Raw genomic sequence first — 11,152 nt, forward strand, 5'->3', positions numbered from 1 at the left:
AGCCTGGGATGCCGGAGCTGAGGGGAGCGGAGGTGCGGTCGTGCTCCGGCGCCGTGGTGCCGATCCGCGGCCCTCTCGCGTGCTGGTGCTCTCAGGCGAGGGTGCGGGTGAGCAGCGCCTGCTTCACCTCGGCGATCGCCTTCGTCACCTGGATGCCGCGGGGGCAGGCATCCGTGCAGTTGAAGGTGGTGCGGCAGCGCCACACGCCCTCACGGTCGTTGAGGACCTCGAGGCGCATGTCACCGCCCTCGTCGCGGCTGTCGAAGATGAAGCGGTGCGCGTTCACGATCGCGGCCGGGCCGAAGTACTGGCCGTCCGTCCAGAACACCGGGCAGGAGGAGGTGCAGGAGGCGCACAGGATGCACTTGGTGGTGTCATCGAAGATCGCGCGGTCGGCCTGCGACTGGTAGCGCTCCTTCGTGGGCTCCTGGCCGGAGGTGATGAGGAACGGCATGATCTCGCGGTACGACTGGAAGAAGGGCTCCATGTCGACGATGAGGTCCTTCTCCAGCGGCAGACCCTTGATGGCCTCGACCGTGATCTCCACCGGGTCGGTGGCGCTCTTCTGGAAGTCCTTGAGCAGCGTCTTGCACGCGAGGCGGTTGCGGCCGTTGATGCGCATGGCATCCGAACCGCACACACCGTGCGCGCAGGAGCGGCGGAAGGACAGGGAGCCGTCGATCTCCCACTTGATCTTGTGCAGGACGTCGAGCACACGGTCGGTGCCGTGCATCTGGACCCGGTACTCCTCCCAGTGCGGCTCGGAGTCGTTCTCCGGGTCGAACCGGGCGATCTTCGCCGTGACCTCGAACGAGGGGATCGCTCCGCCTCCGCCGCCCTGGCCGGCCGGCAGATCGATCTTGGATGCCGGTTCTGCGGTCTGCGTGTTGTCTGCCATCAGTACTTGCGCTCCATCGGCTGGTAACGGGTGACGACCACCGGCTTCCATTCGAGCCGCATGCCGGGGATGCCCTCGGTCTCCGAGCTCTGGTCGCGGTAGGTCATCGTGTGCTGCATGAAGTTCGCGTCGTCACGGTCAGGGAAGTCCTCGCGGAAGTGCCCGCCGCGGGACTCCTTGCGGTGGATGGCCGCGACGGTGACGACCTCGGCGATCTCGAGGAGGAAGCCCAGCTCCATCGCCTCGAGCAGATCGAGGTTGAAGCGCCTGCCGCGGTCCTGGATGCCGATGTTCTTGTACCGCTCGCGCAGCGCCTCGATGTCATTCAGGGCCTTGCGCATCGTCTCGTCCGTGCGGAACACCTGGACGTTGGCGTCCATGGTCTCCTGCAGGTCCGCGCGGATGGCGGCGACGCGCTCCGGACCGTCGGAGGTCCGCAGACGCTCGATCTCGCCGGCCACGAAGGCCTCGGGGTTCTCCGGCAGCTCCGGCATGGGCGCGGTCTTCGCGTACTCTGCCGCGGCACGGCCGGCGCGCTTGCCGAACACGTTGATGTCCAGCAGGGAGTTGGTGCCCAGGCGGTTGGAGCCGTGGACGGAGACGCAGGCGCACTCACCGGCGGCGTAGAGGCCCGGGACCACGTCCGTGTTGTCGCGCAGCACCTCGGACTCGATGTTCGTGGGGATGCCGCCCATGCCGTAGTGCGCGGTGGGGAACACCGGCACCGGCTCCGTGTACGGCTCCACGCCCAGGTAGGTGCGCGCGAACTCGGTGATGTCCGGGAGCTTCGCATCGATGTGCGCGGGCTCGAGGTGGGTGAGGTCGAGGAGGACGTAGTCCTTGTTGGGACCGCAGCCGCGGCCCTCGCGCACCTCGTTGGCCATCGAGCGGGCGACGATGTCACGGGGAGCGAGGTCCTTGATGGTGGGCGCATAGCGCTCCATGAACCGCTCGCCGTCCGCGTTGCGGAGGATGCCGCCCTCACCGCGGGCCGCCTCGGAGAGCAGGATGCCCAGGCCGGCGAGGCCCGTGGGGTGGAACTGGAAGAACTCCATGTCCTCGAGCGGAAGGCCGCGGCGGTAGGTGACCGCCACGCCGTCGCCCGTCAGGGTGTGGGCGTTCGAGGTGGTCTTGAAGATCTTGCCGAACCCGCCGGTGGCGAACACGACGGACTTGGACCGGAACACGTGGATCTCACCGGTGGCGAGCTCGTAGGCGACGACGCCGGCGGGCTGCTCCTTGCCGTCGACCTCCGTCATCACGAGGTCGAGGACGTAGAACTCGTTGAAGAACTCCACGCCGTGCTTGACGCAGTTCTGGTACAGCGTCTGGAGGATCATGTGGCCGGTGCGGTCCGCCGCGTAGCAGGCACGGCGCACGGGTGCCTTGCCGTGGTCGCGGGTGTGACCGCCGAAGCGGCGCTGGTCGATCTTGCCCTCTTCCGTGCGGTTGAAGGGCAGGCCCATCTTCTCGAGGTCGAGGACCGCGTCGATGGCCTCCTTCGCCATGACCTCGGCGGCGTCCTGGTCGACCAGGTAGTCGCCGCCCTTGATCGTGTCGAAGGTGTGCCACTCCCAGTTGTCCTCCTCGACGTTGGCGAGGGCCGCGCACATGCCGCCCTGCGCCGCGCCGGTGTGGGAGCGGGTGGGGTAGATCTTCGTCAGCACGGCCGTGCGCGCGCGCTGACCGGATTCGATCGCCGCGCGCATGCCGGCGCCGCCCGCGCCGACGATCACGACGTCGTACTCATGTACCTGCATAGGTGTCAGTTCTCCTTATGACCGGGCTCAGGCCGGGCAGAACTCGTAGGTGTTGCCGGCGATGCAGGGATCGAACGTGAAGATCACGAGCGTGCCCAGGACGACGACGACGAGGGATGCGATGTAGAGGACGACCTGGAGCGTCAGGCGCGTGGCGGGACGCTCCGCGTAGTCGAGGATCACGGTGCGGACGCCGTTGGTGCCGTGCAGCATGGCGAGCCACAGCATGAGGAGATCCCAGATCTGCCAGAACGGGCTGGCCCACTTGCCGGCGACGAAGCCGAAGTCGATCTGGTGCACACCGTCGCCGAGCCACATGTTCACGATGAGGTGACCGAAGATGAGGATCACGAGGAGCACGCCGGACAGCCGCATGAACAGCCACGCGCCGAGTTCGAAGGAGGAGCCCTTCGCCTTGGAGCGCTGGTAGCCGGTGCGGGGCGTGGGGATGGCGGGGGCGCTCATCAGAATGCTCCTCCCAGCGAATTGGGGATGTGCCTCCACAGGAAGCCGACCATGACGACGAGCCATACGACCATGACCGCCCAGAAGAGCTTCTTGTGGTTCTTGGGACCGCTCTTGAAGAAGTCCACGGCGATGACGCGCAGTCCGTTGAATGCGTGGAAGGCGATCGCAGCGACGAGGATGACCTCACCGAACGCCATGAACGGCGTCTTGTAGGTGTCGATGACTGCGTTGTACGCCTCTGGCGAGACGCGGACGAGTGCGGTGTCGAGCACGTGCACGAGCAGGAAGAAGAAGATGCCGACGCCGGTCACGCGATGCGCGACCCACGACCACATGCCTTCTCTTCCGCGGTACAGAGTGCCGGTTGAGGCCTTGGCCACGGGCATCCTCCATAGGGGAACGAGCAGATGTGTACCTGTGAAAAGTACGCCCCGGACGGTCGCAGTGCCAATCAGCGACACGTGCGGAGTCAGTTCATCCTCCCTGTTCCCTGTGAAAACGCACAATCGCCGTCCCGGTGACCGAGAGGATCCGTATCACATCACATTTACGTCACCCCTGAGTGACGGAAATGTGCGCGGCTTCGCGCCGTGCGGCGGCCGCGCGCCTGGTCACGGCCGTCACGGCGGCCTGCGCCCGGGCGCCCCTCCCGCTCGCACGTTCGAGGCCGCACCTGCAGGATCGCCGGTTCCGGCCGCAGATCCCATGGTCGCGCCACGGCGGCCGCGTGTGCGTTTTGTGAACTTCCGTCCCGGTTCGAGAATAATGTCGCAGATGATCGAGAACTTCCACGCCGTCATCCCCGCCGGCGGCTCCGGCACCCGGCTCTGGCCGCTGTCCCGCCGCGACCGGCCCAAGTTCCTGCATGACGTGCTGGGGATCGGGTCCACCCTGCTGCAGGCGACCTGGACGCGGGCGGCCAGGCTCGCCGATCCCTCCCACACCTGGGTGGTGACGGGGGAGGCGCACGTCGAGGCGGTCTCCGCCCAGCTCCCCGCGCTGCGTGAGGACCGCATCGTGGCGGAGCCCTCGCCCAAGGACTCCGCCGCCGCGATCGGGCTGGCGGCGATGCTCATCAGCGATGCGGACCCGGACGCTGTGATCGGCTCGTTCTCCGCGGATCACTCGATCACCAACGAGGGGGAGTTCGTGGCGGTGGTGGAGCAGGCCGCTGCCGCGGCCGCCTCCACCGGAGACATCGTGACGATCGGCATCACCCCGACCTATCCCGCGACCGCCTACGGCTACATCAAGACCGGCGCACTGCTGGGCATCCCCGGTGCGCCGACCGCCCGCCGGGCCGCGGAGTTCGTGGAGAAGCCGGACGCGGTGACCGCGCGCACCTATGCCTACTCCGGCGGCTACCGGTGGAACGCGGGCATGTTCATCATGCGGGCGACCGCGCTGCTGGAGCTCATCCGTCAGGAGGCACCCGCGCTGCACGGCGGGCTGCGGAGGATCGCGGACGCGGCGGGTTCGGACCGCTGGTCGGAGGTCATGGCCCGCGAATGGCCGCTGCTGGAGAAGAAGGCGATCGACTACGTCGTGGCGGAGCCCGCCGCGGCCGCGGGCCGGGTCATCGTGGTGCCCGGGGACTTCGGCTGGGACGACGTGGGCGACTTCGACTCCGTCGCCAAGCTGCGGCAGCCCGTGCCGGGGGAGCGCACCGCGGTCTCCGTGGTGGGCGAGGCGGACGTCATCGACGTGTCCTCCCGCGGGGTCGTGGTCTCGGAGACCGGACGTGCGGTGGCGCTGGTCGGCGTCCACGACGTCGTGGTGGTGGACACGGACGACGTCGTGCTCGTGACCTCGCGCACGCACGCGCAGCAGGTCAAGCAGGCCGTCGCCGAGGCCGAGGCCCGGGGCCGCGACGACCTGCTCTGAGTGCCGCGGGAGCCCGCGAGTGTGACGGTGCGGGTCATCCGCTCAGCGCCGGTGCAGGAGCCCGTCGTAGGATCGAGGGTCGCACTCGTCTCGTACGACGGGGACCCGCAGGGCCCGCGGACGCGGCCGTGCGGAGCAGCAACGAAGAGGAAGTGGGCGGACGTGGCAGCTGAGGGCATCGCGCAGCGGGGGACGGCGGTTCCGGGGGCGGCGACGCCGGAGGCCGCGGAACAGACCGGGCCGGAGCGCCCTCGGGAGCCGGCCGGTCCGCCGGAGAGCGCCGCCCAGGCGCCGGAGACGCCCCTCACCCGCGCGTTCGCACCCTTCCACGCAGAGCTGCTCGAGTTCCGCCGTGACATCCACATGCATCCGGAGCTCTCCTTCCAGGAGCACCGCACCACGGAGAGGGTGGCCCGCCGTCTCCGCGCGGCGGGTCTGGAGCCGCGCCTCCTCGAGGGCACCGGCCTCGTGTGCGACGTGGGCGAGGGGCCCGCGCGCACCGCGCTCCGTGCGGACATCGACGCCCTCCCGCTTGAGGACCGCACCGGCCTGCCCTGGGCCTCGACCGTTCCCGAGGCCGCCCACGCCTGCGGCCACGACGTCCACCTCACGGCGCTCATGGGCGCGGGCCTCGTCCTCGACCGGCTGCACCGCACGCGGCCGGGCGGCCTCGGCGGCGCCGTCCGCCTGGTGTTCCAGCCCGCGGAGGAGGTCACTCCCGGCGGTGCGCTCTCCACGATCGCGCAGGGGGCCCTCGACGGGGTGGAGCGTGCCTTCGCCCTGCACTGCGACCCGAATGTGGACGTGGGCCGGGTGGGCTCGCGGATCGGGCCGATCACGGCCGCGGGCGACACCGTCGTCATCCGGCTCTCCGGCCACGGCGGCCACACCTCGCGGCCGCATCTCACGGAGGACCTCGTCTACGCACTCGGCCGTCTCGCCACGGACCTGCCGGCCACCCTCAGCCGCCTCATCGACCCGCGGCACGCGATCTCCCTCGTCTGGGGCCACATCGAGGCCGGTCACGCTCCCAACGCCATCCCGGGCGAGGGCCTGCTCACCGGCACCCTGCGCTGCCTCGACGTGGACGGCTGGAACCAGGTCGCCGAGGTGCTCCCGGACCTCGTGGACCGGATCGCCGGACCATACGGCGTGGAGGTCGACCTCGACCACCGCCGCGGCGTGCCGCCGGTCGTCAACACCGAGGACGAGGTGACGCTGGCGGAGGCCGCGATCCGCGGCGAGCTGGGGCCGGACACCGTGCAGCTCACCCCGCAGTCGATGGGGGGAGAGGACTTCGCCTGGTACCTCACCTCACGGCCGGGCGCGCTCATCCGGCTGGGCACCCGCACCCCGGGCGGCACCACGTACGACCTCCACCAGGGCGACTTCACCGTCGACGAACGCGCGCTGGAGTCCGGCGTGCGGGTGTTCACCTCCATCGCGCTGCGCGCACTGGCTGCCGACGCGGCACGGGAGCAGGCCGGTCCCGCGGACGATGCCGCGGCCGCGGGGTCTGCGGGCGGATGAGGCGCGTCCCGGGACCGCAGCCTGCCGGCCCTGCGTGCGCTCCGGCGGAGCCGCGGCGGCACGGCCGCGGACGTGTGCCGGTCCTCCGCTCCGCGGCAGCCGCCGCCGCGGCTTTCCTCGTGCTGAGCGGCTGCGGGGGCTCCGGGCTCGGGAAGAAGGACGATCTGGTGCGGACCTCCGTGTGCGCCGTCTCCTCCCCGTCCGGCTTCAGCGATCACAGCCTGGGCCAGGCGGTGTTCGACCAGGTGCGGCAGGCGATGGCCGACGGTGCGATCGACTCGACGAGCTCCCAGCGGGTGAGCACTCCCGCCCAGACCCGCACGGTCCTCGAACGCTACGCCGGGCAGGCCTGCACCCTCACCGTCCTGGTGGGACCGGGCGGAGGCGAGGAGCTCGCGGAGGTGGCCCGCGAATCGCCGGCACAGGCCTTCCTCGCCGTGAGCGCCTCGGCGCAGTCGCAGATGCCCGACAACGTGCTCACCCTCGACTTCGAACTCGAGGACCCGGGCTATCTCGCGGGCTTCGCGGCGGCCTCGGCGACGGAGACCGGCACGGTGGCCGCAGTCGTGGGACAGGGTTTCCCGAGCGGGGCGGAGGTGCTGGCCGCCTTCGACGAGGGCGCGCGCGCCTACGGGAAACTCCACGACGAGGAGATCGTGGTCCTCGGGGAGGCCGGCGTCGCGGAGCGGACGCTGAGCGACACCGTCAGCGCGGGCAGGGCATGGGCGGCCGGCGCCGAGGAGGCCGGTGCGGACGTGCTCGCGCCCTTCGGCTCCGCCGCGCCGCAGGGAGTGGTCGCACACCTGGCGGAGCGGGTGGAGGACGCGGAGGCCGCTCCTGCGGAGGACGGGGACACCCCTGCCGCGGAGGATGCCCAGGGCGGCGGAGAGGCGGAGGCCGATGCGGCCGAGGACGCCGAGGACGCGCCCCCGTCGCTGATCTGGTATGGCGCCGACGGTGCCAAGGTGCTTCCCCGTGCCCTCCGGCAGCAGGTGCTGCTGTCCGTGGTCCCGGAGCCCGGCCTCGGCCTGCGTGCGCTCCTGGCGAGCTGGCCGGGGGAGGGCGGCGACCCCGAGCTGCTGGTGACGGACGCGGACTCCGCGGAGGGCGCCCAGCCGGCGGAGCCGCAGCTGGTGGCCGGGCTGGAGGTGCGCTCCCGCCGGGCCGTCGGCACGCTCGGCAACGAAGGCGTGCGGGTGGTCCCCAGCGACGGTGCGCTGAGCTCCGTGACGGGGCTGGGCCGCGAGCTCGCGGATGAGCTGGCGCGCATGGAGGACGAGGCCGAGGAGGGCTAGGCTGGGAGGGTGGATGCACAACTCTTCCCGACTCCCGCCGGAGTCGACCCAGATGACCCGATCCTCGCCCTCCCCAAGGTGTCGCTGCACGATCACCTCGACGGGGGGCTGAGGCCGCAGACGATCGTGGAGCTCGCCGCCGAGGTGGGCCACACGCTCCCCGCAGAGGATCCGCAGGCGCTCCGGGCGTGGTTCTCCGAGTCCGCGGACTCCGGGGACCTCGTGCGCTACCTCCAGACCTTCGACCAGACGCTCGCGGTCATGCAGACCGCCCCGGCGCTCACCCGGGTGGCCCGGGAGTGGGTGCTGGACCAGGTGGCCGACGGCGTCGTCGTCGCCGAGGCCCGCTGGGCTCCCGAACAGCACCTCGCCAAGGGCCTCACGCTCGACGAGGCGGTCGAGGCCGTGCAGGCGGGCCTGGACGAGGGTGTGGCCCTGGCCGCGCAGGAGGGTCGCTCCATCCGCGTGGGCCAGCTCATCACCGCGATGCGCCATGCGGACAGGGCCACCGAGATCGCCCAGCTCGCCCTGCGGCACCGCGATGCGGGCGTGGTGGGCTTCGACATCGCCGGGGCGGAGGACGGCTTCCCGCCGGAGAACCACCTCGAGGCGTTCGACCTCCTCCACCGCGCCAGCTTCCCCGTGACCATCCACGCCGGCGAGGCCGCGGGCGTGGAGTCCATCCGGTCCGCCGTGCACGTCTGCCACACCCAGCGCGTGGGTCACGGCGTGCGCATCACGGAGGACATCCCGGGCTGGTCCGAGGCCGCCTCGGTCGAGGGCGTGATGGGCGACGCGGACGGCGACGGCGTGGAGACCGCTCCGGCCTACGGCCGCCTGGCCGCCTGGGTCCTCGACCAGCAGGTGCCCCTGGAGGTCTGCCCCTCGTCCAATCTGCAGACCGGCGCGGCGGAGTCCATCGCGACGCACCCCGTCACGCGTCTCAAGGAACTGGGGTTCGCCGTCACCGTGAACCCGGACAACCGCCTCATGTCGGACACGAGCGTGACGAAGGAGATGCGCCGCCTCGTCGACCAGGCGGGGTGGACGCTCGACGACCTCGAATGGGTCACCGTCACCGCGCTCGGCTGTGCGTTCCTGCCCTACAGCGTGCGGGAGTCCATCATCGACGAGCAGCTGGTCCCCGGCTTCGCCCGGGCGAGCCTCTGACGCAGATGGCGGGTACCGGAAGCGGCACGGGCGGCGGGGCGCCGGAGGCTCTGCCGCCGCGTCCAGCCAGCCTCGGCATCGCCGTGGGCGTCGTGGCTCTCGAGGCGGTGGCCCTCGTCGTCGCGACGGTCGCGTTCGTGGTCGTGGGCGCGGGCGCGGGGGCCACGTCCGTGCTCGCGCTCGCCGGCATGTTCGCCGTGCTGGCGCTGGGGCTCGTCGCCGTGGCGCTCTCGCTCTGGCGGCTGCACCGGTGGGGGAGGCCCGCGGGCATCGCCTGGCAGGTCCTCCTGGTGCTCGTCGGCCTCTCCATGTTCAGCACGGAGCCGCTCAACGCCGTGGGGGTGATCGCACCGGCGGCCGTCTTCCTCGTCGCGATCCTCATGCCGGCTTCGCTGCGTGCCTACGAGCTCGGGGCGGAGTACCATGCGGCGCATCCCTCCGCGCCCGCCCCTCCGCCCAAGCGCTGGTGAGCGAGGCCTCGCGACGACGTGCCCCCGTGGACGAGCCGAGGTGCGGGTCCTCGCTCCGCTGAGCGGGGTCCCGCGGACGGGGCGGGAGAGAACGGGGAGAACGACGGAGTGATGCGCGCGAACGGGAGGTGAGTGAGACGGACGGATTCGTGGGCCTCCTGCACGGGACGAGTCTCGTCGAGGCGCAGCTCATGCTGGCGGCCTTCGTGCTGTGCTCGCTGCTGGGCCTCGAACGGCAGCTGCGGCAGAAGGCCGCGGGCTTCCGCACCCACGTGCTGGTGGGCATGGGCTCGTGCGCCTTCACCCTGGTGTCCGCCTACGGCTTCGCGATGGTGCTGGCCGACGACGTGACGCTCGATCCCTCCCGGATCGCCGCCCAGGTGGTCTCGGGGATCGGCTTCCTGGGAGCCGGCGTGATCTTCAAGGGCAGGAACATGGTCCGCGGCCTCACCACGGCAGCCACCGTCTGGGTCTCCGCGGCGGTGGGCATGGCCTGCGGTGCCGGCATGCTCTCGCTGGCCGCACTCCTCACCGCGCTCACGCTGCTGACCCTCTTCGTCATCGCACCGCTGATCCGCCGGCTCCCGGATCCGAACAGCAGGAGACTCGTGCGGGTGACCTACCGCGACGGGGCCGGCATCCTCCGGGAGGTCCTGGCCGCGGCGACCGGGCTCGGGTTCGCCACCTCGATCGAGCACAGCCGCAGGTTCTCCGGCGAGGACGGCGAGCCGCTCGTGGAGCTGGACATCCGCTTCCTCGGCCGGCGGCCGCTGCGGATGCTGCTGCCGGAGCTGCTGGACATCGAGGGTGTGGAGGGCGTGACGCTGCGCGTGAGCCGGGAGCACTCCGTCGACGCGGACGGCGACAGCATCTGAGGGCTCATCCCTGCAGGTACGGTTCGCAGGCCTCGAGCAGGAAATCGCCTGCGAACTCCTGCTCCGAACCGGCGAGGTCGATCGCTGTGCGCTGAATGCCCCACCAGACCGCGGGTGCCGCCGCCCACTGGAGGCGCATCTCCTCGCGTGCGGCGTCATCCCCGGACTGCAGCGCCTCCGCGAGGTTCTGGGAGGCGGCCTGGATGCGCTCGTTGCCGTCCTCGGCCGTGCACCGCTGGGCGTCGTCCGGCCCCTGCGGGTGCAGGTCTTCCTGAGGCTCGGTGTCCTCCGTGGTGAGGGCGAACGCACTCGTGCCCAGCTGCTCCACCGTGAATGTGCCTTCGATGAGGCGCATCGCGGGATCGGCCTCGGAGACGGTCACGGCCTCGGCGTCCACCGTGATGCTCACGCTGTCGGGGAACTCCGGTGTGAGGGTGATCTCTCCTTCGTTCGGGAGCTCCGCGTAGCTGCGCACCCAGGCGTGCACGTAGGTCTCCTCACCGGCGTCCGCGGCGCGGGCGAGGCCCTGCCACACGAAGTCCGAGGACTCCTCACCTCCGGGACTCACATCCACGACGGCCGCGGTGCCCTCGGGCGTGGGCACGGGTGTGATCGTCTCCGGCTCCACGGAGGGCACCTCGGCGGGCCGTTCCGAGTCCACGGTCGCGCAGCCGCTGAGCAGGAGTGCGAGGGCGGAAGCTGCGGAGCCGCCGATTGCCGCCGCACGAGCGGTGCGGGTCATGGCGCGGGCGCGTGTTCCACGGACCGCGTCTGCGGGGTGTGCGACGGTGGCGGACGCGTC

At 71.1% G+C, this 11,152-nt stretch carries 11 protein-coding genes; 6 read left to right on the forward strand and 5 right to left on the reverse strand.

Annotated features, from left to right (window positions below):
* Nucleotides 1–91 precede the first annotated feature (91 nt).
* Genes Q0A33_RS15090 through sdhC form a run of 4 tightly spaced genes read right to left on the reverse strand, consistent with a single transcriptional unit; the run spans nt 92 to nt 3,506 of the window.
* Nucleotides 92–898 (reverse strand): succinate dehydrogenase iron-sulfur subunit, encoded by an 807-nt coding sequence (locus Q0A33_RS15090; protein WP_291798668.1) that lies wholly within the window; start codon nt 896–898, stop codon nt 92–94.
* Entirely contained in the window at nt 898–2,658 is a 1,761-nt protein-coding gene (sdhA, locus tag Q0A33_RS15095; protein WP_291798671.1) for a succinate dehydrogenase flavoprotein subunit, read from the reverse strand. The genes Q0A33_RS15090 and sdhA overlap by 1 nt, the downstream gene beginning before the upstream one ends.
* 27 nt (nt 2,659–2,685) lie before the next feature.
* Nucleotides 2,686–3,123, reverse strand: coding sequence for a succinate dehydrogenase hydrophobic membrane anchor subunit (locus Q0A33_RS15100; RefSeq protein ID WP_291798676.1), 438 nt, complete (start codon nt 3,121–3,123; stop codon nt 2,686–2,688).
* Nucleotides 3,123–3,506, reverse strand: a complete 384-nt coding sequence (sdhC, locus tag Q0A33_RS15105) for a succinate dehydrogenase, cytochrome b556 subunit (protein WP_291798679.1) — start codon at nt 3,504–3,506, stop codon at nt 3,123–3,125. The genes Q0A33_RS15100 and sdhC overlap by 1 nt, the downstream gene beginning before the upstream one ends.
* A gap of 394 nt (nt 3,507–3,900) precedes the next feature.
* Here sdhC and Q0A33_RS15110 point away from each other — a divergent pair, with 394 nt between their 5' ends.
* The 6 genes from Q0A33_RS15110 to Q0A33_RS15135 all read left to right on the forward strand — a co-directional run bounded on the left by Q0A33_RS15110 (nt 3,901) and on the right by Q0A33_RS15135 (nt 10,350).
* Nucleotides 3,901–5,010: a mannose-1-phosphate guanylyltransferase gene (locus Q0A33_RS15110; RefSeq protein WP_291798682.1), complete on the forward strand. Its 1,110-nt coding sequence runs from the start codon at nt 3,901–3,903 to the stop codon at nt 5,008–5,010.
* Nucleotides 5,011–5,346: 336 nt separating this feature from the next.
* Nucleotides 5,347–6,540, forward strand: coding sequence for an amidohydrolase (locus Q0A33_RS15115; RefSeq protein ID WP_291798696.1), 1,194 nt, complete (start codon nt 5,347–5,349; stop codon nt 6,538–6,540).
* 74 nt (nt 6,541–6,614) lie between these two features.
* Nucleotides 6,615–7,835 carry a BMP family ABC transporter substrate-binding protein gene (locus tag Q0A33_RS15120; protein WP_291798685.1) on the forward strand — a complete coding sequence of 407 codons (1,221 nt, stop codon included), beginning with the start codon at nt 6,615–6,617 and terminating at the stop codon, nt 7,833–7,835.
* Between the two features lie 9 nt (nt 7,836–7,844).
* Nucleotides 7,845–9,005 carry an adenosine deaminase gene (locus Q0A33_RS15125; protein ID WP_291798688.1) on the forward strand — a complete coding sequence of 387 codons (1,161 nt, stop codon included), beginning with the start codon at nt 7,845–7,847 and terminating at the stop codon, nt 9,003–9,005.
* A gap of 5 nt (nt 9,006–9,010) precedes the next feature.
* Nucleotides 9,011–9,475, forward strand: a complete 465-nt coding sequence (locus Q0A33_RS15130) for a hypothetical protein (protein WP_291798691.1) — start codon at nt 9,011–9,013, stop codon at nt 9,473–9,475.
* Nucleotides 9,476–9,666: 191 nt separating this feature from the next.
* Nucleotides 9,667–10,350 carry an MgtC/SapB family protein gene (locus Q0A33_RS15135; RefSeq protein ID WP_291798700.1) on the forward strand — a complete coding sequence of 228 codons (684 nt, stop codon included), beginning with the start codon at nt 9,667–9,669 and terminating at the stop codon, nt 10,348–10,350.
* 4 nt (nt 10,351–10,354) lie between these two features.
* Here the strand turns inward: Q0A33_RS15135 and Q0A33_RS15140 are convergent.
* Nucleotides 10,355–11,152 (reverse strand): hypothetical protein (locus Q0A33_RS15140; RefSeq protein ID WP_291798694.1); only part of this gene is annotated, 798 nt, incomplete at its 5' end.

This window comes from Brevibacterium sp., assembly GCF_022712115.1.
Lineage (GTDB): Bacteria > Actinomycetota > Actinomycetes > Actinomycetales > Brevibacteriaceae > Brevibacterium > Brevibacterium salitolerans.

Bases quoted from the DNA above. Each gene is read 5' to 3' on its own strand.
- Q0A33_RS15090 (WP_291798668.1), bottom strand. From the start codon at position 898: ATGGCAGACAACACGCAGACCGCAGAACCGGCATCCAAGATCGATCTG.
- sdhA (WP_291798671.1), bottom strand. From the start codon at position 2,658: ATGCAGGTACATGAGTACGACGTCGTGATCGTCGGCGCGGGCGGCGCC.
- Q0A33_RS15100 (WP_291798676.1), bottom strand. From the start codon at position 3,123: ATGAGCGCCCCCGCCATCCCCACGCCCCGCACCGGCTACCAGCGCTCC.
- Q0A33_RS15110 (WP_291798682.1), top strand. From the start codon at position 3,901: ATGATCGAGAACTTCCACGCCGTCATCCCCGCCGGCGGCTCCGGCACC.
- Q0A33_RS15130 (WP_291798691.1), top strand. From the start codon at position 9,011: ATGGCGGGTACCGGAAGCGGCACGGGCGGCGGGGCGCCGGAGGCTCTG.
- Q0A33_RS15135 (WP_291798700.1), top strand. From the start codon at position 9,667: ATGCTGGCGGCCTTCGTGCTGTGCTCGCTGCTGGGCCTCGAACGGCAG.